Origin of the sequence: Stenotrophomonas sp. Nf1, from assembly GCF_003028475.1 — a bacterium.
Classification (GTDB): domain Bacteria; phylum Pseudomonadota; class Gammaproteobacteria; order Xanthomonadales; family Xanthomonadaceae; genus Stenotrophomonas.
On the sequence record NZ_PYTV01000012.1, the window covers coordinates 35,730 to 56,759 of the forward strand.

A 21,030-nucleotide genomic window follows, 5' to 3' on the forward strand; every position below is an offset into this window, starting at 1 on the left:
ACGGCGGGCGTGCCGGGTGAAGACTCAATGACTGGGGGAGCCGCGGCCATCTCCGAAGGCGTCCACCAGTTGCTGGCGCTCGGCAGCGCTCAGCGCCTCCAGCCGTGTGGCCAGTACTTCATCCAGGCTGCCGATGCGGGTGGTGCCGAGGATCCCGCTGGCCACGCCGGGGTGGCCCAGCGCGTAGGCGAAGGCGGTCTGCGCCGGGCGCTGGCTGTGGATCGCGGCCACGGCGCTGCGCATGCTGCGGGCGCTGCGCATCAGTTGCCGGCTGCTGGGTTTGAGCCAGGCGCGCGCCAGGTACCAACCATCGGCCAGCCGCGGCAGGCGCGGGCGCGCGGGCAGCAGGTGGCCCTGTGCCAGCACCGTGCCTGCCAGCACGCCGATGCCAGCGGCGTGCAGCTGCTCGATCAGCGGTTCGCGGTCCTGCTGCAGGGCGTTGTAGTCCAGCAGCACCACATCGAAGGCGGTGGGGTGGGCGATCATCCAGCGCAGGGTCGATGCGGAGTGGGTGTTGATGCCGGTGTGCCGGATCAGCCCACGCTCGCGCAGGCGTTGCAGTGCGGCCAGCAGATCGTCGTTGATGTCGTGTTCGCTGGCGCCATGCAGCTGGTAGATGTCCAGATGGTCCAGGCCGAGGTTGCGCAGCGAGGCTTCGCAACTGGCGGTGATGGCCGCAGGCGAGAAGTTGCGCTGCTCGGCACCGCTGATGCCGGCCTGGCCGGTCAGCGTGCCGCCCTTGCTGGAGATCACCAGCGCATCGCGCGGGTAGTGCTTCAGCAGCGGGCGAAGAATGCGGCCCAGGCGCGGCTCGGCATGGAAGCCGGAGTAGTTGTGCCCGGTGTCGAGCAGGTTCACACCATGGGCCAGGGCATGCGCGACCACGGCTGCCGCCGCCTCTTCGGGAAAGCGGCGATGGCCCCAGAACCCGGAGCAGCCCAGACCGACCGGTGAAACCGCCAAGCCGGTACGGCCCAGCACTCGCCGCTGGCGCGCCAGCGCAGACTGCGGCGACATCAGAATTCCAGGTCCAATGCCGCGCACAGGTAGTCGACGAACGGGCCCAGCCCGGCCAGATCCTTGCCCAGCGTGGACAGCAGGCGCGGCCCGGTCATCGTGGCGTCGTCCAGCGAGCGCCACATCACCCAGTTGCGGTGCTTGAGGTCATCGATGAACTCGAAGTCGGCCGGGAAGCCGCGCGGCGGGCGCACCAGCTTCTCGCTTTCCTCGAAATCGAAGCGCTTGCGAAGGGCCGGTGCATGCGCGGCCGCCTTCCAGCTGCCCGGGTTGTCGAGGATGAAATGGCGCACGCGGCGCTGGGTCTCCGGCTCCGGGTGCCACAGGCCTGCGCCGACGAAGCTCTCGCCCGGCTGCAGATGCACGTAGAACGAGGGCGCGGCCACTTCGCGGCGGCGCTCATGGAACAGACGCGCGCCCTGCCAGGTCTTGTAGGGCGACTTGTCGTTGGAAAAACGCGCGTCGCGATGGATGCGGAACAGCGAGCCACCGACACCACGGGTATCGGCGCGGAAGTGCTCGCTGACCTCGGCCAGCGCCGGTTGCAGATCGCCCAGCAGGCGCAGGAACGGCTGTCGCACGTGGTCTTCATACTGCTGGCGATGGTCGTTGAACCAGGCCTTGTCGTTGTGCCGCGCGAGGCTGCGCAGGAACCTGAAGCTGGCGTCCGAGAAATAGGTACTCACAACGTCTCCTGCAGATGCTGGCCCCACTCACGCAGCGACTGCAGCAGAGCCTGGCGCCGGGCGTCATCGGGCGCATCGGCGGCCAGTGCATCGAGCTGCTGCTGGTACTGGGGCAGGTTGAGTTCGCCCAGGCCGCCGTCTCCGAGCAGGCGCTGGCGGCGGTAATCCTGCCAGCGCTCGCGTTCAGCCGGCGCGAGGCTGCCAGGATGGTTGCGCGCGCGGTAGCGGAACAGCAGCTCGGGCAGGCGTGGGTCGCGGAAGCGGCCTTCCAGCGCGGCCAGCTGTTCCGGCGCGGTGGTGCGGGCCAGCGCCAGCAGCGGCTTGTCGCCGTTGCCGAGGAAACCGTCATACAGCGAGGCATCGACGTCGGCCACGGTGGCCGCGCGTGGCTGGTTGTAGACCTGGCGCGCCTTCTCGGCCAGCTGCGGGGCGAACGCACGCAGGCGCTCGACCTTGGCCTCGATCGCCGCCACGTCCAGGCCCAGCCGCGCATGGTCATCGGCACGCAGGTGATTCCAGGCGATCAGTGCCGGCACCTTGTTCAGATGCACTTCCTTCAGCGGCACCCGCGCCGCGCCCTCGGGCAGTTCGCTGGCGCGCATGTACAGCCGCTGCGCGATCACCTCGGCGGGCAGTTCCAGCAGGTCGTCGATGTCGCCGTCCAGGTCGAACACGATCACCCGGTTGTTGATGGTCGGGTGCACCGCCAGCGGTAGTACCGGTGCGGCGCACAGGCGGCTGGCCGGGTAGCGCATGGAGATATGCAGCACCGGCTTGAGCGCGGCCACATCCAGCAGGCTGCCGACGAAGCGCTTGTCGCGCAGTTTCAGTGCGTAGTCCCACAGGCGGGGTTGCGACTGCTTGAACAGGCGCGCCATGCCGATGGTGGCGCGCACGTCCGAAAGCGCTTCGTGCGCATCGCCTTCGCGCACGTGGTTGGCTTCGGCCAGATGTTCCAGCTTGAACGAGGTGGCGCCGTCCTCGCGCAGCGGCCACTGGATGCCATCCGGGCGCATCGCGCGCATCAGCCGCAGCATGTCCAGCAGGTCCCAGCGCGAATTGCCGTTGCGCCACTCGCGCTCGTACGGGTCGTGGAAGTTGCGGAACAGGCCGTAGCGGACGAACTCGTCATCGAAGCGCAGCGTGTTGTAGCCCAGTGCGCAGGTGCCGGGCCGCGACAGCAGTTCGTTGATGCGGTCGAACGCTTCGGCCTCGCTGATGCCTTCAGCCAGGGCCTGCTGCGGTGTGATGCCGGTGACCAGGGTGGCCATCGGCGAGGGCAGCAGGTCATCGGCCGGGCGCACGAAGAAGCTGACCGGGGTGTCGATCTCGTTGAGGTCGGCGTCGGTGCGGATCGCGGCGAACTGCGAGATGCGGGTGCGCCGCGGATCCTGGCCGAAGGTTTCCAGGTCGTAGAACAGGAAGCTGTCAGCCATCAGTGCGCGCCCTCCAGCACCGGCAGCTGCGCATGGATCTGCGCTTCCAGTGCAGCCCAGTCGATGTTGTCCAGTGAATCGTGGCCGGCGGTGGCCACCACCAGCATGTCGCGCTGCAGTTCGGTGCGGCGCAGTGCTTCGGCATACGGCGTGTGCAGGAAGGTGACCATGGTGTAGTGCGGCACGAAGCGGGTCGGCCAGCGCCGCTGCAGTTCCTGCTCCAGCTCGCGTTGCAGCAGGAACGCAGGATCGGCCACGCGGTCGCGCATTTCCAGATAGTTCTCCAGCGCCATCTGCTGGATGGCACGCGCGTTCGGCTTGCGCTCGCGCTCGAATGCCGCGAACGCGCCTTCCAGGTCATCCGCTTCCATCAGATGGCGGGCCAGTGCCACGCAGTCCTCGAAGGCGCAGTTCATGCCCTGGCCGTGGAACGGCACCATGGCATGGGCGGCATCGCCGATCAGCACGGCGCGGCCCTGCTGGTGCCAGCGTTCCAGGGTGAGCGTGCCGAGCAGGCCCGGCGGGTGCTGTTCCCAGTCTGCGTGCAGGTTCGGGATCAGCGGCAGGGTATCGCCGAACTCGCGCGCGAACAGTGCTTCGGCCTGCGCCCCGGTGTTGACTGTGGCGAAGCTGGGATCACCCTGGTTGGGCAGGAACAGGGTGACGGTGAAGGTGCCTTCGTGGTTGGGCAGGGCGATGCACATGTAGTGGCCGCGTGGCCAGATGTGCAGTGCATTGCGCTCGATACGGAAGCCGCCGTCGGCGGCCGGCGGGATCTCCAGCTCCTTGTAGGAGTGGTCGAGGAAGGCGATGTCCTCGCCCAGCGGTGCGCGCCGGTTCATCGCCGCCCGCAGCGCCGAGCCGGCGCCGTCTGCACCGATCAGGCTGTCGAAGTGGATGTCATGCGGGCTGTCATCGCGGTCGTCGATGAAGCGTGCGTAGCCGGCATCGAAGTCCACGGTGTGCAGACGGCGGTGGAAGTGCACGGTGGCACCGGCCTGTTCGGCCAGCTCCAGCAGCGTGGTGTTGAGGTCGCTGCGGTGGATCGACCAGATCACTTCGCTGTCATCGCGGCCATAGCGTTGCAGCTGCGGTTCGCCTTCGCGCGGGTGCACCATGCGCCCACGCATCATCACCGCGCGCGCCATCACCTCGTCCTCCACGCCGGCTTGGCGCAGCGCGTTGCGTCCGCGCTCGGCCAGGGCCAGGTTGATCGAACGGCCGCTCTCGTAATCGGCGATGCGCGGATCGCCGCGGCGTTCGTACAGGGTGATGCGCCAGCCCTGCCGCGACAGCAGGATGGCCAGCAGGGATCCGGCCAGGCCGGCGCCGATAATGCTCAACGAGCGGGAAGCGTGTGCGATCAACGAACTGTCCAGCAGTAGGGGAGGCGCCGGCTCAGAGGCCGGCCCAGGCTTCCACTTCCTCGACGAAGTGATGCACGTCCAGGTAGCGGTTGTAGAGCGGGGTGGGAGAAATGCGGATGACGTCCGGTTCGCGCCAGTCGCCGAGCACGCCGATGCCACGCAGATGCTCGAACAGGGCACGACCGCGCTCACGACCGCCGATCACGCGCAGCGACAGCTGGCAGCCACGGCGCTGCGGATCGGCTGGGGTAATGATGTCCAGCACGCTGGACAGGCGCGCGCGTACCAGCGCTTCAAGCATGCCGGTCAGTGCCAGCGATTTGCTGCGCAGCGTCTCCATGCCGGCACGCTCGAACAGGTCCAGTGAGGCGCGCAGCGGGGCCAGGCCGAGGATCGGCGGATTGCTCAGCTGCCAGCCTTCGGCACCGATGGCCGGGGTGAACTGCGGCGCCATCTGGAAGCGGGTGCTCTCTTCATGGCCCCACCAGCCGGCAAAGCGCGGCAGCGTGGTGTCGCGGTGGTGGCGCTCGTGCACGAATGCACCGGCAACCGCGCCCGGGCCGCTGTTGAGATACTTGTAGTGGCACCACACGGCGAAATCGGGGGCCACCTCATGCAGGCGCAGTGGCAGATTGCCCACCGAATGGGCCAGGTCGAAGCCGATGCGCGCGCCCTGCAGTCGCGCCGCGCGGGTGATCGCGTCCAGGTCGAAGGCCTGGCCGGTGCGGTACTGCACGCCCGGCCACAGCACCAGCGCCAGGCGCGGGCCGTGTTCGGCGATGGCGCGTTCGATCGCCACCTGCGAGATCGTGCCATTGGGCTCATCCGGCTGTACTTCCACCAGGCATTCGGCGGGGTCGAAGCCGTGGAAGCGGATCTGTGCCTCAACGGCATGGCGATCGGTGGGGAACGCGCCGGCCTCCATCAGGATCACCGGGCGCTCGGCCGTCGGCCGGTAGAAGCTGACCATCATCAGGTGCAGGTTCACGCTCAGCGTGTTCATGGCCACCACTTCGCTGGGCAGTGCGCCGACTACGCGGGCCAGCTGCGCGCTCACCAGACGGTGGTAGGACAGCCACTGCGTGGGGCCGGTGAAGTGGCCTTCCACCGCCAGCTCGCCCCACTGCTTCATCACTTCCTGCACCGCCGCCTGCGCACCGCGCGGCTGCAGGCCCAGCGAGTTGCCGACGAAGTAGGTCTGTTCGCCGCCGCCATGGCGCGGAATCAGGAATTCGTTACGCAGCGGGCGCAGCGGATCGGCGGCGTCCAGGGCAATGGCGTGGGTGCGGCTGAGCAGGTCGGACATGGTTGGGCAACAGGCTGCAACGGGACGGCCAGTGTAGCGCCTGGGGCGGCGTACCCGGTGGCAGGGATGCGTGCATGCCGCCGAACATGTAGAGCCGAGCCCATGCTCGGCTACGCGGGCCCACAGCCGAGCATGGGCTCGGCTCTACAAGGGCTCAACCTGCCGCCGGCGCGGGCAACGGGTCCACGTGCCCGCATTCACTGCACGTACGCAGTTCAAGGCTGGCCTGGTACCTGGCAAAGACCTTGGGCAGGTCGGTCTCGATGTTCTGCAGCGTGAAATACTCTTCGTAGAGCTTGTGGTTGCAGCGCTCGCAGTGCCAGATCACGCCGTCACGTTCATGCGGCAGGCGCTTGCGTTCGACCACCAGGCCGACACCGCCGGGCGGGCGCCGCGGCGAGTGCGGCACCCTGGCCGGCAGCAGGAAGATCTCGCCGGCACGGATCGGAATGTCGCGCACCGCGCCGTCTTCCTGCACCTTCAGCACCATCTCGCCTTCGAGCTGGTAGAACCACTCCGGGCCTTCGTCGTAGTGGTAGTCGGTGCGCGAGTTCGGCCCGCCCACCACCATCACGATGAAGTCGCCGTTGTCGATCATCTTGTTGCCCACCGGCGGTTTCAGCAGGTGGCGATGTTCTTCGATCCAGGCGTGCAGATTGATCGGCGAGGCGAGCATGGTCGTGATCCGTAGAGAGGTCAGTCGCGCCGGCCCTGGCGCGGCACGTAGGACAGGGCCTTTTCATAGGCCGGCTTGAGCTCTTCCGGTGCACCGACGTCGATGCCCATCTCGCTGACCCGGCCGTTCTTCAGGCTGTAGACCCAGCCGTGCACCATCAGCTTCTGGCCGCGCGCCCAGGCGTCCTCGACGATGGTCGAGCGGCACAGGTTGGCGACCTGCTCGATCACGTTCAGTTCGCACAGACGTGCATGCTTCAGCTCGTCATCGTCGATCGCATCGAGGATGCCCTGGTGCTTCTGCACGACATCGCCGACGTGGCGCAGCCAGTTGTCGGCCAGGCCGACGCGGGTGTTGTGCAGGCAGGCATGCACGCCGCCGCAGCCGTAGTGGCCGACGATCAGGATATGTTTCACCTTCAGCTGGTCCACCGCGTACTGCACCACGCTCAGGCAGTTCAGGTCGCTGTGCGCCACCACGTTGGCGACGTTGCGATGCACGAACACTTCGCCCGGCGCCATGCCGATGATCTGGTTGGCCGGCACGCGCGAGTCGGAGCAGCCGATCCACAGATATTCCGGATGCTGCTGCTTGGCCAGCTGGTGGAAGAACTCCGGATCTTCCTGGGCGATGCGGTCGGCCCAGTCGCGGTTGTTCTGCAGCAGGCGATGGATGTCTTTCATGTGCGGTATCCCTGGCGTCGGGTGGGGGCTCGCCGCAGCCGTCCGGCTGCAGCGTCGCGGGAACAGGGGCGATCAGTCGCTGCGGGCAGCCTGTTCGCGGTGCCAGCGCATCCATTGCGCCAGCTCCTGGGAAGAAGGGGTGGCCAGTGCCTCCAGCGCGGCGATCACCGCCTGCTGGTTGGCCTCGGGATGGTTCTGGCTGAGCTTGAGCTTCAGCTGCACGTGCTCGACCTGGAAGCGGAAGCCGACGATCGCGCGCAGCTCCGGGCCATGCTCGGCGCGCGTGGCATCGAACTGCCAGGCCTGGCCGACGCTGGCTTCGAAACGGTCGCTGATCGCGCCGACCAGATCGGCCAGCGCGGCGGTATCGTCGAACGTCTGCAGCTGGCCACGCAGTTCGGCGGCGGCGTAGTTCCAGGTCGGCACCCGCGCGGCAGGTTCCTTGTCCGGATACCAGCTGGCAGACACATAGCCATGCGGGCCATCGACCAGCACCTTGGCCGCGCCACGACAACGTGACTGCGGGTTGGCGCGGGCCCAGTGGCCGCGCAGTTCGATGCGGTCACCGTCACGCTGGTACAGCACCGGCATCCGGGTCAGTTCGGGCAGGCCATCGCTGCCGGGGGTGAGCACGGTGACGAACGGGTCGCGCGCCAGCAGTCGGTCCAGCCAGAGCAGGTCGGTCTCGGCGAAGGCGCGCGGGGTGAACATGTCCGGCTCAGGCGCGCCCGCCGAGCGACTGCACCATGCGGCCACGCAGGCCTTCGTCACTGTCGGCGTGCGGCGGCTGCACCTCGTGCAGGCTGAAGCCGCGCACCAGCGCGTCTTCCTCGTCCAGGCCGTCGAACTCGACGAATTCGGCGTCGAACAGCTGCGCGCGGGCGGTGTCCTCGCTGTCGTAGCTGAGGGTATTGCCATCGCTGTCGAGCACTTCGGCGGTGCCGGCCGGACGCACGCGCAGGCGGGCCCAGATCAGGGTGTTGCCGAGGCTGGCCAGCCACCAGCTGTCGCGCGAGGCGGTGATGTCATTCATGAGCGTATTACCAGAGCGAGGCCAGCCAGAGCAGGGCGGCCATGCCCAGTCCGGCCAGCAGGGTCAGCAGCGATACCCAGGCCGGTGTCGCCAGCCCGGACAGCGAGCGGTCCGGCTGCTGGCGATAGTCGCGGCGCAACAGCCAGCCCAGGGCGTCGGGCTTGAGGAAGGCGCCGCTGCCGAAGCGCGCGGCGAGCGCCGGATGGCGATCGCGCACGTGCACCAGGGTCAGCGGCCAGAAGATCACGAAGGCACTGAACCCGGCCACTGCAACGCCGACGAAACAGAGGGCGAAGAACAGGGTCATGGGGGCAGTACCTCCGTGCTCGTTTGGGTTTAGAAGTCCGCGCTGCCCGGGGCGCGCGGGTAGGGGATCGCATCGCGGATGTTGGACAGGCCGCAGACGTAGACCACCAGGCGTTCGAAGCCGAGGCCGAAGCCGGCGTGCGGCACCGAGCCATAGCGGCGGAAATCGCGGTACCAGCTGTAGTGCTCACGGTCCAGGCCGAACTGGGCCATGCGCGCATCCAGCACATCCAGGCGCTCTTCGCGCTGGCTGCCGCCGATGATCTCGCCGATGCCCGGGGCCAGCACGTCCATCGCGGCGACGGTCTTGCCGTCGTCGTTCAGGCGCATGTAGAAGGCCTTGATGTGCTCGGGATAGTTGGTCACCACCACCGGGCGGCCGACGTGTTCCTCGGTCAGCCAGCGCTCGTGTTCGGTCTGCAGGTCCAGGCCCCATTCGACCGGGAAGTCGAACTTCTTGCCGGACTTCTGCAGCAGGCTGACCGCATCGGTGTAGTCGATGCGCTCGAACGGCGCATTGATGAAGTCTTCCAGCTTGGTGATCGCGTTCTTGTCCACGCGCTCGGCGATGAAGGCCAGGTCGTCGCCACGCTCGTTCAGCACCGCGCGGAACAGGTACTTCAGGAACTCTTCGGCCAGGCGCGCGTCTTCGGCCAGGTCGGCGAAGGCGATTTCCGGCTCGATCATCCAGAACTCCGCCAGGTGGCGGGTGGTGTGGCTGTTCTCGGCGCGGAAGGTCGGGCCGAAGGTGTAGACCTTGCTCAGCGCCAGGCAGTAGGCCTCGACGTTCAGCTGGCCGGACACGGTCAGGAAGGTTTCCTTGCCGAAGAAGTCGCGGCTGAAATCGATCGCGCCCTTCTCGTCGCGCGGCAGGTTCACCATGTCCAGGGTGGACACGCGGAACATCTGGCCGGCGCCTTCGGCGTCGGAGGTGGTGATGATCGGGGTGCTGATCCAGTTGAAGCCGTTCTCGTGGAAGAAGCGGTGCACGGCCTGGGCCAGGCAGTTGCGGATGCGGGTGACCGCGCCGAACAGGTTGGTGCGCGGGCGCAGGTGCGCCACTTCACGCAGGAACTCCGGCGACATCGGCTTGGGCTGGATCGGGTAGGTGAGCGGGTCTTCCACCCAACCGACCACTTCCAGCGCGCTGGCCTGGATCTCGAACGACTGGCCCTTGCCCTGCGACTTCACCAGGGTGCCGGTGGCGATGACCGAGCAGCCACTGGTCAGGCGCTTGATCTCGTCGAAGTTGGCCAGGGTGTCGTTGGCCACGACCTGGATCGGGGCGAAGCAGGAGCCGTCGCTCACATTCACGAAGGCCAGATTCGCTGAACCGCGCACCGTGCGCACCCATCCGCGTACCGTGACTTCGCCGCCTTCCGGGATCTTCCCGGCAAGCGCATGTTCAACGCTGACCACCGTCATGACTTGAATCCTCTGCTGATCGACTCGATCTGTGAACACGGGAGTTTACCGGTTGCAGCGTTCCGCTTGCGAGGCATTTTTCGTGGCAACGGCTCCTTATAATGTCCCCGTACCTCTGGAGTAGCCCCATGGCTGTCAGCCTGACCCCCATTGCCTTCGAGCGCGTGCAGCGCTTTGTCGCCCAGACCCCCGGCGCGCTCGGCCTGCGCTTCGGCGTGACCAAGACCGGCTGTTCCGGCTGGGGCCACGTGACCGACCTGGCCCGCGACGAGCGCGAGGGCGACACCGTGTTCGACCAGGACGGCGTGAAGATCTATGTCGACGCCAAGAGCCTGGCGCTGGTGGACGGCACCGTGATCGACTTCGGCAAGCACGGCCTGAGCGAGACGTTCACGTTCAGCAACCCCAATGCCACGGCCGAGTGCGGCTGCGGCGAAAGCTTCACCACCGACGCCGACAAGGCCTGACGCACGGCCCGGCGCCCGCCGGGCATGGCCCGGCGCTACCCCGCCGGGGAATGGCCCGGCCAACCCGCCTGGCAGGTGCCGACCGCAACCCGCTTGGTAGGTGCCGACCTTGGTCGGCACGAAGGACCCACGGATGGAACGCCCGGTTTTCACCTATCACCCCAACGCCTACGCGACCGCCTTCGAAGCAGTCGATGGGGTCTGTGACGGCTGCGGCCAGCCGCGGACGCTGCGCTACCGCGGGCCGTTCTACACCGCCCTGAAGCCCGATTACCTGTGCCCGTGGTGCATCGCCGATGGCAGTGCGTCTGCACGCTTCGAGGGCGAATTCACCGGCTGGAGTGATATCGAGGGGGTGTCGCCGGACCCGGCCGACCCGCCGCCGACCATCCCCCGTGAGATGCTGCTGGAGATCTGCGAGCGCACGCCGGGCTATCGGTCCTGGCAGCAGTCGGTCTGGCTCAGCCATTGTGAACGGCCCTGCGCGTTCCTCGGATTCGCCGGTGGCGAGGACCTGCTGCCCATCCGGGATCAGGTCCGGCCGGACGTGGCGGAGGTCAACCCGGGCGACGCCGACTGGGTGCTGGAACACCTGACCCGTGACGGTGAGATGGTCGGTTGCCTGTTCCAGTGCCTGGAGTGCGGCCAGCACCGCCTTCACGTCGATCTGGGCTGAATACGCTCGCCGGGCATGGCCCGGCGCTACCTGCCGAGGGTAGGTGCCGACCCTGGTCGGCACGGCGGCATGGGCCGCCTGGTTGCCCGCCACCCCCATCTGCGCCATAATGCGCGGCTTCCTGCCTCCCTGGCGGGAATCCTTGCCCCACCGCGGTCTCAACGGCGGGGGGCTGTCCGGCCGCAAGGCCACATCCGAAAGGTAGAAAAAACATGAGTCGTCATTACGAAATCGTGTTCATGGTCCACCCGGACCAGAGCGAGCAGGTCCCGGCCATGATCGAGCGCTACAAGTCGCTGGTCGAGAACGGCAACGGCACCATCCACCGTCTGGAAGACTGGGGCCGCCGCCAGCTGGCGTACCCGATCCAGAACCTGGTGAAGGCCCACTACGTGCTGATGAACATCGAAGCCGACCAGACCGTTCTGAACGAGCTGACCGAAAGCTTCCGCTTCAACGACGCCGTGCTGCGCAACCTGGTCATCAAGCGTGACGAGGCTGACACCGAGCAGTCGCTGATCATGAAGAGCAAGGACGAGAAGGGTGACAAGCCGGAGCGCGGTGAGCGCCGTCGTCGTGACGACGAAGAAGGCGAGTCCACCACCACCGCTGACAACGAAGCCGGCGACGACGCCGCTTCTGCCGCCTAAGGAGCCTTCCCATGTCCAAGTTCTTCCGTCGCCGCAAGTTCTGCAAGTTCACGGCTGAAGGTGTGAAGGAGATCGACTACAAGGATCTCAACACCCTGCGCCAGTACCTGACCGAGAACGGCAAGATCGTGCCGAGCCGCGTCACCGGTACCAAGTCGAAGTACCAGCGTCAGCTGGCGACCGCCGTCAAGCGCGCTCGCTTCCTGGCCCTGATCCCGTACACCGACAACCACGACGTCTGATGCCGGCGGGGCGGCCCGGTGCCGCCCCCGCTGTGCCAGCTATTCGGACAGCCTTTGTTGCGGGGCATCGCCTCGCTAACGAATAACTCATCTGGAGCAATACCATGCAGCTGATCCTCCTGCAGAAAGTCACCAACCTCGGCAACCTGGGCGACCTGGTTGATGTGAAGCCGGGCTACGGCCGCAACTTCCTCGTGCCGCAGGGCAAGGCCGTGCCGGCCACCGAGAGCAACAAGGCCGAGTTCGAAGCCAAGCGTGCCGAATACGAAGCCAAGGCCCAGGCCATCCACGCCGACGCTGAGAGCCGCAAGGCCAAGCTGGAAGGCGCCAGCGTGACCATCGCCGCCAATGCTTCGACCGAAGGCAAGCTGTACGGCTCGGTCGGCCCGCGCGATATCGCCGAAGCCTTCACCGCTGCCGGCCTGCCGCTGGAAAAGAGCGAAGTGATCCTGGGTGAAGGCGCTTACCGCAACATCGGCGAGTACGACGTGCTGGTTCACCTGCACGCCGACGTCGAGACCACCGTCAAGGTCGTCATCGTCGCCGAAGCCTGATACCACGCCGCAAGGCCTGGCATCACCGCAGAACGGGCGCCCGCAAGGGTGCCCGTTTTGTTTTGTGGGCCCGGCCGCTGGCCGGAAGGGGGCCCGGATTCCACCCCCATTCGTAGAACACGGCCACATCGGTATACTCAGGGCGTCACACCTGTTCCACGGTCAGCGATCCCAGCAGGATCAATGACTTGGAGGGTAAATGCAGGCCGCTCGCCGGCCCCAGTCCGGAACCTCTATGCGTCTTTCCACGATCAAGCTGTCCGGCTTCAAGTCGTTCGTCGATCCGACCACCCTGCACCTGCCGACCAACATGACCGGCGTGGTGGGGCCCAATGGCTGCGGCAAGTCGAACATCATCGACGCCGTGCGCTGGGTCATGGGCGAGAGTTCGGCCAGCCGCCTGCGCGGCGACTCGCTGACCGACGTGATCTTCTCCGGTTCCAACGCCCGCAAGCCGGTCTCGCAGGCCACCGTCGAGCTGATCTTCGACAACTCGGATCACACGATTTCCGGCGAGTACGCCTCGTTCAACGAAATCTCGGTCAAGCGCACGGTCAGCCGCGACGGCACCAGCAACTACTACCTCAACGGCACCAAGTGCCGCCGCCGTGACATCACCGACCTGTTCCTCGGTACCGGCCTGGGCCCGCGCAGCTACTCGATCATCGAGCAGGGCATGATCAGCCAGATCATCGAGGCGCGTCCGGAAGACCTGCGTGTGTACCTGGAAGAGGCCGCCGGCATCTCCAAGTACAAGGAGCGCCGCAAGGAGACCGAGACCCGCATCCGCCACACCCGCGAGAACCTGGACCGGCTGGGTGACCTGCGTGACGAGATCAGCAAGCAGCTGGAACACCTCAAACGCCAGGCCCGGCAGGCCGAGCAGTACCAGGCGCTGCAGGAAGAGCGCCGGGTCAAGGATGCCGAATGGAAGGCGCTGGAGTTCCGGGGCCTGGACGGTCGCCTGTCGAAGCTGCGCGAAGGGCTGTCGCAGGAAGAGACCAGGCTGCAGCAGCTGATTGCCGACCAGCGCGACGCCGAGGCCCGTATCGAGACCTCGCGCGTGCGCCGCGAAGAGGCCGCCGATGCGCTCAACACCGCGCAGGCGGCGGTCTACCAGGTGGGCAGCACGCTGGCGCGCCTGGAACAGCAGATCCAGCATCAGCGCGAGCTGTCGCAGCGCCTGCACAAGGCGCGCGATGAAACGCAGCAGGCGCTGGCCGAACTGGGCCAGCACATCAGTGGTGATGAGGCCAGGCTGAGCATACTGCGCGAGGCCGTGGACGCCGCCAGTCCGCAGCTGGAGGCGTTGCAGGAAGAGAACGAGATCAAGCAGGAAAGCCTGCGCGAGGCCGAGGACCGTCTGGCTGGCTGGCAGCAGCGCTGGGAACAGCACACCTCACAGAGCTCGGAAGCTTCGCGCGCCGGCGATGTCGAGCGCACCCGCGTGGACTACCTGGACAAGCAGATCCTCGACGCCGACCGGCGCCGCGAGGCGCTGGCCGCCGAACGTGCCGGGCTGGACGTGGACGCGCTGGAGGACGCCTTCGAGCAGCTGCACCTGAAGCACGACACGCAGAAGACCGCACTGGATGAGCTGACCGAGGACGTCGAGCAGCGCAAGGAAGGCGTCGCCGCCGTGCAGGAACAGCAGCGCGCGGGCCAGAACGAACTGGCCGAGCTGCGCAAGCAGGCCAACGCCCTGCGCGGCAGGCTGGCATCGCTGGAAACCCTGCAGCAGGCCGCGCTTGGCCAGGAGCAGGGCGCGGCCGTCGCCTGGCTGAAGGCCCGTGGGCTGGATTCGGCGGCACGCGTCGGCGAGCGCCTGGATGTCGATGCCGGCTGGGAAAACGCGGTGGAAAGCGCGCTCGGCGAGCTGATCGAAGGCGTGCTGGTCGATGACCCGGGCCGCCTGGTCGATGCACTGGGCGAACTCGGCGAGGGTCATATCGCGCTGGTTGCCCATGACGATGCCGAGCTGAAGGTCGCGCCGACCTCGCTGGCCGCACGCGTGCGCGGCCCGGCGGCGATCCGCCGACTGCTGGCGCATCTGCATGGTGCCCGGGATCTGGCCGAGGCCAAGGCGCTGCAGGCCGGCTTGCCCGAGGGCGATTCGATCATCACCCAGAGCGGTGAACGACTGGGCCAGGGCTGGCTGCGCGTGTCGCGCTCCGGTGCGGCCCAGCAGGGGGCCCTGCTGCGCGAACGTGAGATCAACGAACTGCGCGAGCAGATCGAGCAGCTGCAGGAGCGCGAGGCTGCGCTGGAAGAACAGCTGTCGGGCTTCCGCGAGCAGTTGCTGGCGGCCGAGCAGCAGCGCGAGGACGCGCAGCGTGCGCTCTACCAGGCGCATCGTGCGGTGTCCGAACTGGCCGGCCAGTTGCAGAGCCAGCAGGGCAAGGTCGAGGCCGCGCGCACCCGCATCGATCGCATCGAAGGCGAACTGAAGCAGCTGCAGGAAACGCTGGAAGCCAACAGCGAGCAGGCGCGCGAAGCCCGTTCGCGGCTGGAAAACGCGGTCAGCAGCATGGGCGATCTGGAGTCGACCCGGCAGCGGCTGGAAGGCGAACGCCGCCAGCTGACCGAGGCCCGCGACCTCGCACGCGATGCCGCACGCGGGGTGCGCGAGCGTTCGCATTCGCTGGCCCTGACCCTGGAATCGCAGCGGGCGCAGCTGGCGTCGCTGGGCCAGGCACTGGAGCGCATGGGCACCCAGCGTGGCCAGCTCGATTCGCGCCTGGGCGAACTGCACTCGCAGCTGGATGAAGGCGATTCGCCGGTCGAATCGCTGCAGGCCGAACATCAGAACGCACTGGAAGAACGCGTGCGCGCCGACCGCGTGCTGACCGAGGCGCGCACCCTGCTGGATGGCATCGACGCCGAGCTGCGCAATTACGAGCAGACCCGCCACCAGCGCGACGAACAGGCGTTGGCGCAGCGCGAGCGAATTTCGCAGCGCAAGCTGGACCAGCAGGCCCTGGTGCTCAGCGCCGAGACCCTGCAGGGCGCTGTGGAGAAAGCCGGTTTCGTCATGCAGGACGTGCTCAACGCACTGCCCGAGGACGCCCGCCTGGGTGACTGGGAGCAGGCCGTGCACCAGATCGATGGCCGCATGCGCCGGCTGGAGCCGGTCAACCTGGCCGCCATCCACGAGTACGGCGAGGCCTCGCAGCGCTCGGAGTACCTGGATGCCCAGCATGTGGATCTGACCACCGCGCTGGAAACGCTGGAAGATGCCATCCGCAAGATCGACCGCGAGACCCGTGGCCGCTTCAAGGACACCTTCGACCGCGTCAACGCCGGCGTGCAGGCGCTGTATCCGCGCCTGTTCGGGGGCGGCCATGCGTATCTGGAACTGACCGGCGAGGACCTGCTCGATACCGGCGTGACCATCATGGCGCGTCCGCCGGGCAAGCGCGTGTCCAGCATCTCGCTGCTGTCCGGCGGCGAGAAGGCGATGACCGCGGTGGCGCTGGTGTTTGCCATCTTCCAGCTGAACCCGGCGCCGTTCTGTCTGCTGGACGAGGTGGACGCGCCGCTGGACGAGGCCAACGTCGGTCGCCTGGCCAACATGGTCAAGGAAATGAGCGAGAAGGTGCAGTTCCTGTTCGTCAGCCACAACAAGGCGACGATGGAGGCCGCGCACCAGCTGTCGGGCGTGACCATGCGCGAGCCGGGCGTCAGCCGGCTGGTGAGTGTCGACCTGGAAGAGGCCGCACGATTGGCGGGCGCGGCCTGACGTGCCATCCTAACTACCTGAATGAACCAGCCGGAGAACCTATCGAATGTCCGACACGGCACTGTTGCGCATCGGCATCCTGGCCGCCGGCCTGCTGTTGATCGCCGCGATCTTCCTGTTTGGCCGCCCGAAGAAGAAGCCCCAGGGGCGCCGCGTGGAAGGCGCGGAACCGACCAGCGGCGAGCGTCGCGAGCCGGTCCTGGGTGAGGATGGCGTCGCCGTGACCGGTGGCCGCCTCGAACCCGGCATGGGCGGAGAGGGCGAGCAGGCCGAACTGGGCCTGGCCGATACCGACGTAGGCGCAGCCAGCGACCTTGGCAAGCGCGCCACCCAGGATTTCGACAAGATCGTCTCGCTGTTCGTGGCCGCCCGCGCGGGCGAGCAGCTGCGTGGCGAAGACATCGTGGTGGCAGCGGAGAAGACCGGCCTGGTGTTCGGCCACATGAACGTGTTCCACCGCCTGGTGGAAGGCCACCCCGAGCGCGGCCCGATCTTCTCGATGGCCAGCATCATGAAGCCGGGCAGTTTCGACATGGCCAACATCCGTGCCATGGAAACCCCGGCCATCGCTTTCTTCCTGACCCTTCCGGCGCCGCTGACCGCGCTGGACGCCTGGGAGAAGATGCTGCCGACCGTGCAGCGCATGGCCGAGCTGCTCGACGGCGTGGTGCTGGATGACAGCCGCAATGCGCTCGGCCGGCAGCGCATCGCGCACATCCGTGACGAACTGCGCGCCTACGACCGCCAGCACCAGGCGCCGCCGCTGACCAAGACGCCGCGCTGGTAATGCCTGATGTGCCGACCAACGGTCGGCACCCACCCCCGTCGGCAATCCCCGGTAGATCCACGCCATGCGTGGATGCGGTTTACGACGGGACGCCGGCCACCTTGGCGAACGCGTGGCGGAATGCCGCCATCTCGTCCTCGGTTCCCACGGTCACGCGTACGCGCTGCGGCCAGATCGGCCAGCTGCGCCCGATCACCACGCCGTTCTCTGCCATCGCCTTGGCAAACGCGGCGCCGTCGCGCTGCACGTCCACCACGAAGCAGTTCGCCTCCGAAGGCAGGCAGCTGAAACCGCGCTTGCCGAGCCAGGCAATGGTGGCCTGCCGGGCCTTGGCATTCTGCCGGCGGCGCTGCGCAACCAGTTGCGGATCCTGCAGGCTGGCCAAGGCGGCGGCCAACGCCGGCACCGGCAGCGGGTTGTCGCCCAGGCGCGCCAGTTCGCGCAGGCGGTCGGGGTGCGCGGCCGCCACGCCCAGGCGCAGCCCGGCCATGCCGTACAGCTTGGAGAACGTGCGCAGCACGATCAGGTCATCGCGTTGCGCCACCTCGGCGATCAGACTCGGTTGATCGCTGTACTGCAGGTAGGCCTCGTCCACCAGCACGCGGGTAGTGGCGGGCTTGTGCGCCAGCAGCCACGCCAGTTCGGCCGGCGGGCTGATCGAGCCGGTCGGGTTGTTCGGGTTGCACACATACAGCAACCCGGTCGGGCGCGCATGCGCGGCAGCGACCATCGCGCGCAGGTCGTGTGCGCCGTCGGTTCGCAGCGGCACCTTCTGCACGTGCGCGCCGTGCGCGGCGGCGACCTCGCCCAGCGTCTCGAAGGTCGGGTCGGCTACCACCAGCCCGGCCTGCGGGCCGGTCCACACGACCGCCGCGCGATTGAGCGGTTCGCTGGAGCCGGGGTAGAGACGGACATGGTCGGCCGGAATTCGCGCCTGCTCGATGAAAGCGTCGCGCACCTGGCCGGCCAGGGCGAAGCGGTAGCGGCCGCAACCGGCGATGCTGTCGCGCGCAGCCTGCTGCGCTGCAGGCGAGGGGCCATACGGGCACTCGTTGAAATTCAGCAGCACGGCGCCTTCGGCGGGTGCGGAGGGCACCGTTGCAGCCGCAGCGGGTTGAGCACCGGCAAGGCGGGGCAGGCTGGCGCCGGCCAGGGCGAGGCCGGCACCGGCCAGTTGCAGGAAGTGGCGGCGGGAGGCGGGCAGGGTCACGGGCAGGGTTTCCGAAGGGCAGCCCGCGCACGCTAGCGCTGGTGGTGGCGCGCGGCAAGCCCGCGTTGTGTAGCGTCGAGCTTGCTCGACGGCCACCCCTCCGTAGCGTCGAGCTTGCTCGACTGCCATCCTGGGCCGGTAGAGCCGTCGAGCAAGCTCGACGCTACGAAAGCGGCCGTCGAGCAAGCTCGACGCTACAAGGGCGGGGGCGTTACAGGGCCTGACGGCCGGGCGAGGTAGAATCCCCGGCCATCCCAGAACCACCGGATCCCGATGAGCCCCAGCCCCGCCGAACGCGCCGAAGACCTTCGCCGGCAGATCGCCCAGGCCAACCGCGCCTATCACGAGCTGGATGCGCCGGAGATCCCCGATGTCGACTACGACCGCATGGTGCGCGAGCTGGAAGCGCTGGAGCGCGAGCATCCGGAACTGGCCCGTGCCGACAGCCCGACCCAGCAGGTCGGTGCGCGTCCGTCCGGTCGCTTCCCGGAAGTGCGCCACGCGGTGCCGATGCTGTCGCTGTCCAATGCCTTCAGCGACGAGGAAGTGGCCGATTTCGTGCGCCGCATCGATGAGCGCCTGGGCCGCCGCAGTCTGCAGTTCTCGGCCGAGCCGAAGATGGATGGGCTGGCGATCAGCCTGCGTTACGAGGAGGGTCATTTCGTACTCGGCGCGACCCGCGGCGATGGCAGCACCGGCGAGGACGTGAGCGCCAACCTGCGTGAAATCGGCGACATTCCCAAGCGCCTGCATGGCAAGGACTGGCCGGACGTGCTGGAAGTGCGGGGCGAGGTCTACATGGCCCGCGCCGACTTCGAGGCCTACAACGAACGTGCGCGCCAGCAGGGCGGCAAGGTGCTGGCCAACCCGCGCAACGCCGCAGCCGGCTCGTTGCGCCAGCTCGACCCAAAGATCAGTGCACAGCGCCGGTTGAGCTTCTTCGCTTACGGCACCGGCGAGGTGCAGGGCGGTGAGTTGCCCGATACCCACTCGGCGACGCTGGCGCAGCTGGGCGCCTGGGGCTTCCCGGTCAGTGCACTGTGCAAGGTGGTCGAGGGTACCGACGGCCTGCTCGGCTATTACCGCGCTATCGGCGAGCGCCGTGACGGCCTGCCGTTCGATATCGACGGCGTGGTCTACAAGCTCGATGATCGTGCTGGCCAGCAGGCGATGGGCTTCGTCTCGCGTGCACCGCGCTGGGCCATCGCGCACAAGTTCCCGGCGCAGGAGCAGAGCACGACGGTGGAGGCGATCGAGATCCAGATCGGCCGCACCGGTGCCGCAACACCGGTTGCACGCTTGGCGCCGGTAGCGGTGGCCGGGGTGATCGTATCCAACGCGACGCTGCACAACGCCGACCAGATCGCGCGCCTGGATGTGCGCGTCGGCGACAGCGTGATCGTGCGCCGCGCCGGCGACGTGATTCCCGAAGTGGTCAGCGTCATCCTCGACCGTCGGCCGCAGGGCACCACGCCCTGGCAGATGCCGACGCGCTGCCCGGTGTGCGGGTCGGAGATCGTGCGCGAAGAGGGCGCGGCCGCATGGCGCTGCTCGGGTGAGCTGTCCTGCCCGGCGCAGCGCAAGGAAGCCATCGCTCATTTCGCCTCGCGCCGCGCGATGGACATCGACGGCCTGGGCGACAAGTACATCGAAACCCTGGTCGATGCCGGCATCGTCAAGAGCGTGGCCGACCTGTACCGGCTCAGCCGCGATACGCTGCTGCACCTGAAGCTGGTGCTCGACGCCGAAGATCCCTCGGCGCTGGCCGCCGCGCTGAAGCTGCATCTGCCCGCCGAGGGCAGTGGTGCGGTGCTCAACGCGGTGCTCAGACTGGATGGCAACGATCCGGGCTGGCGCGCGCAGGCGCTGGCGCAGCCGGCCAGTTTCGAATGGAACACGAAGAAGATCGCCACCAAGTGGGCCGACAACCTGATCGCAGCCATCGACGCCAGCCGTGCCGCCACGCTGGAACGGCTGCTGTTCGCGCTCGGCATCGAGCACGTGGGCGAGAGTACCGCCAAGGCGCTGGCGCAGTGGTTCGGTGACCTGGACCTGATCCGCCACCTGCCGTGGCCGCTGTTCAAGCGCGTGCCGGATATCGGCGGCGAAGTGGCGCGTTCGCTGGGTCATTTCTTCGAACAGCAGGGCAACCAGCAGGCCATCGATGACCTGCTGCAGGTCGGCCAGGTCCGCATCAGCGATGTGCATGCGCCCAGTGCCAAGCTGCGCGAGGGGCTGGATCTGGCCCAGCTGCTGGTCGAATCGGAGATTCCCGGCATCACCCGCCTGCGTGCGGAAAAGCTGGTGGCCGCGCTTCCCGGTGCGCAGGCCGTGCTCGACGCCGAGCATGGCCAGTTCGTCAACGCCGGGCTGCCCGATGACACCGCGCGTGGACTGGCCGGATGGCTGGACACCGACGGCCATGGTGCGATGCTGTTGGCTGCCGAGAAGGCGATGCAGCAGATCCTGGCCAAGGCGCCGGCGCTGGCCGAGATCGTGGCCGGTCCGCTGGACGGGCAGACCGTGGTGCTGACCGGCACCCTGGCCCAGCTCACCCGCGATGCCGCCAAGGAACGCCTGGAAGCCCTCGGCGCCAAGGTCTCCGGCAGCGTGTCGAAGAAGACCAGCTTCGTGGTGGCCGGCACCGAGGCCGGCTCCAAGCTGGACAAGGCGCAGTCGCTGGGCGTGCCGGTGTGGGACGAGGACCGCCTGCTGGCCTACCTGGCCGAACACGAATGATGACCCCGCCGGGTGCCCCCGCGCCCGGCAT

At 67.7% G+C, this 21,030-nt stretch carries 20 protein-coding genes; 8 read left to right on the forward strand and 12 right to left on the reverse strand.

What is annotated here, in order from left to right; genetic code table 11:
- Nucleotides 1–24 precede the first annotated feature (24 nt).
- From C9412_RS18500 to asnS, 11 genes are all read right to left on the reverse strand, one after another.
- Nucleotides 25–1,017 (reverse strand): aldo/keto reductase, encoded by a 993-nt coding sequence (locus C9412_RS18500; RefSeq protein ID WP_107232949.1) that lies wholly within the window; start codon nucleotides 1,015–1,017, stop codon nucleotides 25–27.
- Entirely contained in the window at nucleotides 1,017–1,703 is a 687-nt protein-coding gene (locus tag C9412_RS18505) for a DUF2461 domain-containing protein (protein ID WP_107232950.1), read from the reverse strand. The genes C9412_RS18500 and C9412_RS18505 overlap by 1 nt, the downstream gene beginning before the upstream one ends.
- Nucleotides 1,700–3,139 carry an exodeoxyribonuclease I gene (gene sbcB, locus C9412_RS18510; protein ID WP_107232951.1) on the reverse strand — a complete coding sequence of 480 codons (1,440 nt, stop codon included), beginning with the start codon at nucleotides 3,137–3,139 and terminating at the stop codon, nucleotides 1,700–1,702. The genes C9412_RS18505 and sbcB overlap by 4 nt, the downstream gene beginning before the upstream one ends.
- Complete coding sequence (locus tag C9412_RS18515) at nucleotides 3,139–4,506, reverse strand: NAD(P)/FAD-dependent oxidoreductase (protein ID WP_107232952.1); 1,368 nt, start codon at nucleotides 4,504–4,506, stop codon at nucleotides 3,139–3,141. Before C9412_RS18515 ends, sbcB begins: the two co-directional genes overlap by 1 nt.
- Before the next feature lie 31 nt (nucleotides 4,507–4,537).
- Nucleotides 4,538–5,812 (reverse strand): kynureninase, encoded by a 1,275-nt coding sequence (kynU, locus tag C9412_RS18520; RefSeq protein ID WP_107232953.1) that lies wholly within the window; start codon nucleotides 5,810–5,812, stop codon nucleotides 4,538–4,540.
- A 154-nt stretch (nucleotides 5,813–5,966) separates the two neighbouring features.
- Nucleotides 5,967–6,488 (reverse strand): 3-hydroxyanthranilate 3,4-dioxygenase, encoded by a 522-nt coding sequence (locus C9412_RS18525; protein ID WP_107232954.1) that lies wholly within the window; start codon nucleotides 6,486–6,488, stop codon nucleotides 5,967–5,969.
- A 20-nt stretch (nucleotides 6,489–6,508) separates the two neighbouring features.
- Nucleotides 6,509–7,171, reverse strand: coding sequence for a carbonate dehydratase (gene can / locus C9412_RS18530; protein WP_107232955.1), 663 nt, complete (start codon nucleotides 7,169–7,171; stop codon nucleotides 6,509–6,511).
- A gap of 72 nt (nucleotides 7,172–7,243) precedes the next feature.
- Nucleotides 7,244–7,882 carry an FMN-binding negative transcriptional regulator gene (locus C9412_RS18535; RefSeq protein ID WP_107232956.1) on the reverse strand — a complete coding sequence of 213 codons (639 nt, stop codon included), beginning with the start codon at nucleotides 7,880–7,882 and terminating at the stop codon, nucleotides 7,244–7,246.
- 7 nt (nucleotides 7,883–7,889) lie between these two features.
- A complete protein-coding gene (locus C9412_RS18540) occupies nucleotides 7,890–8,204 on the reverse strand; it encodes a hypothetical protein (RefSeq protein WP_107232957.1) in 315 nt (104 codons plus the stop codon).
- 7 nt (nucleotides 8,205–8,211) lie between these two features.
- The gene (locus C9412_RS18545) at nucleotides 8,212–8,511 is read right to left on the reverse strand and encodes a hypothetical protein (protein WP_099490769.1); all 300 of its coding nucleotides are present in this window, start codon (nucleotides 8,509–8,511) and stop codon (nucleotides 8,212–8,214) included.
- A gap of 29 nt (nucleotides 8,512–8,540) precedes the next feature.
- Complete coding sequence (gene asnS, locus C9412_RS18550; protein ID WP_079222389.1) at nucleotides 8,541–9,935, reverse strand: asparagine--tRNA ligase; 1,395 nt, start codon at nucleotides 9,933–9,935, stop codon at nucleotides 8,541–8,543.
- A gap of 128 nt (nucleotides 9,936–10,063) precedes the next feature.
- On the opposite strand from asnS, the gene C9412_RS18555 reads away from it, so the two are divergent.
- The 7 genes from C9412_RS18555 (at nucleotide 10,064) to zipA (ending at nucleotide 17,050) form a co-directional block, all read left to right on the forward strand.
- Entirely contained in the window at nucleotides 10,064–10,402 is a 339-nt protein-coding gene (locus tag C9412_RS18555; protein WP_006452998.1) for an iron-sulfur cluster assembly accessory protein, read from the forward strand.
- Between the two features lie 133 nt (nucleotides 10,403–10,535).
- A complete protein-coding gene (locus C9412_RS18560) occupies nucleotides 10,536–11,078 on the forward strand; it encodes a CbrC family protein (protein ID WP_107232958.1) in 543 nt (180 codons plus the stop codon).
- A gap of 212 nt (nucleotides 11,079–11,290) precedes the next feature.
- Nucleotides 11,291–11,728, forward strand: a complete 438-nt coding sequence (gene rpsF, locus C9412_RS18565) for a 30S ribosomal protein S6 (protein ID WP_107232959.1) — start codon at nucleotides 11,291–11,293, stop codon at nucleotides 11,726–11,728.
- An 11-nt stretch (nucleotides 11,729–11,739) separates the two neighbouring features.
- Entirely contained in the window at nucleotides 11,740–11,970 is a 231-nt protein-coding gene (gene rpsR, locus C9412_RS18570) for a 30S ribosomal protein S18 (protein WP_002804494.1), read from the forward strand.
- A gap of 104 nt (nucleotides 11,971–12,074) precedes the next feature.
- Entirely contained in the window at nucleotides 12,075–12,524 is a 450-nt protein-coding gene (rplI, locus tag C9412_RS18575; protein ID WP_107232960.1) for a 50S ribosomal protein L9, read from the forward strand.
- A 235-nt stretch (nucleotides 12,525–12,759) separates the two neighbouring features.
- Nucleotides 12,760–16,263 carry a chromosome segregation protein SMC gene (smc, locus tag C9412_RS18580; RefSeq protein WP_107232961.1) on the forward strand — a complete coding sequence of 1,168 codons (3,504 nt, stop codon included), beginning with the start codon at nucleotides 12,760–12,762 and terminating at the stop codon, nucleotides 16,261–16,263.
- A gap of 46 nt (nucleotides 16,264–16,309) precedes the next feature.
- On the forward strand, nucleotides 16,310–17,050 hold the full coding sequence (gene zipA / locus C9412_RS18585) for a cell division protein ZipA (protein WP_107232962.1): 741 nt from the start codon (nucleotides 16,310–16,312) through the stop codon (nucleotides 17,048–17,050).
- A gap of 79 nt (nucleotides 17,051–17,129) precedes the next feature.
- On the opposite strand, the gene C9412_RS18590 is transcribed toward zipA, so the two are convergent.
- Nucleotides 17,130–18,260: a pyridoxal phosphate-dependent aminotransferase gene (locus C9412_RS18590; protein ID WP_107232963.1), complete on the reverse strand. Its 1,131-nt coding sequence runs from the start codon at nucleotides 18,258–18,260 to the stop codon at nucleotides 17,130–17,132.
- 267 nt (nucleotides 18,261–18,527) lie between these two features.
- Between C9412_RS18590 and ligA the strand changes: the two genes are divergently transcribed.
- A complete protein-coding gene (ligA, locus tag C9412_RS18595; RefSeq protein ID WP_181358734.1) occupies nucleotides 18,528–20,999 on the forward strand; it encodes an NAD-dependent DNA ligase LigA in 2,472 nt (823 codons plus the stop codon).
- Nucleotides 21,000–21,030: the final 31 nt, after the last annotated feature.

What these genes read in the sequence shown, in the direction of transcription:
- C9412_RS18500 (WP_107232949.1), bottom strand. Translation starts at nt 1,017, where the DNA reads ATGTCGCCGCAGTCTGCGCTGGCGCGCCAGCGGCGAGTGCTGGGCCGT.
- sbcB (WP_107232951.1), bottom strand. Translation starts at nt 3,139, where the DNA reads ATGGCTGACAGCTTCCTGTTCTACGACCTGGAAACCTTCGGCCAGGAT.
- kynU (WP_107232953.1), bottom strand. Translation starts at nt 5,812, where the DNA reads ATGTCCGACCTGCTCAGCCGCACCCACGCCATTGCCCTGGACGCCGCC.
- C9412_RS18525 (WP_107232954.1), bottom strand. Translation starts at nt 6,488, where the DNA reads ATGCTCGCCTCGCCGATCAATCTGCACGCCTGGATCGAAGAACATCGC.
- can (WP_107232955.1), bottom strand. Translation starts at nt 7,171, where the DNA reads ATGAAAGACATCCATCGCCTGCTGCAGAACAACCGCGACTGGGCCGAC.
- C9412_RS18535 (WP_107232956.1), bottom strand. Translation starts at nt 7,882, where the DNA reads ATGTTCACCCCGCGCGCCTTCGCCGAGACCGACCTGCTCTGGCTGGAC.
- C9412_RS18540 (WP_107232957.1), bottom strand. Translation starts at nt 8,204, where the DNA reads ATGAATGACATCACCGCCTCGCGCGACAGCTGGTGGCTGGCCAGCCTC.
- C9412_RS18545 (WP_099490769.1), bottom strand. Translation starts at nt 8,511, where the DNA reads ATGACCCTGTTCTTCGCCCTCTGTTTCGTCGGCGTTGCAGTGGCCGGG.
- asnS (WP_079222389.1), bottom strand. Translation starts at nt 9,935, where the DNA reads ATGACGGTGGTCAGCGTTGAACATGCGCTTGCCGGGAAGATCCCGGAA.
- C9412_RS18555 (WP_006452998.1), top strand. Translation starts at nt 10,064, where the DNA reads ATGGCTGTCAGCCTGACCCCCATTGCCTTCGAGCGCGTGCAGCGCTTT.
- C9412_RS18560 (WP_107232958.1), top strand. Translation starts at nt 10,536, where the DNA reads ATGGAACGCCCGGTTTTCACCTATCACCCCAACGCCTACGCGACCGCC.
- rpsF (WP_107232959.1), top strand. Translation starts at nt 11,291, where the DNA reads ATGAGTCGTCATTACGAAATCGTGTTCATGGTCCACCCGGACCAGAGC.
- rpsR (WP_002804494.1), top strand. Translation starts at nt 11,740, where the DNA reads ATGTCCAAGTTCTTCCGTCGCCGCAAGTTCTGCAAGTTCACGGCTGAA.
- rplI (WP_107232960.1), top strand. Translation starts at nt 12,075, where the DNA reads ATGCAGCTGATCCTCCTGCAGAAAGTCACCAACCTCGGCAACCTGGGC.
- smc (WP_107232961.1), top strand. Translation starts at nt 12,760, where the DNA reads ATGCGTCTTTCCACGATCAAGCTGTCCGGCTTCAAGTCGTTCGTCGAT.
- zipA (WP_107232962.1), top strand. Translation starts at nt 16,310, where the DNA reads ATGTCCGACACGGCACTGTTGCGCATCGGCATCCTGGCCGCCGGCCTG.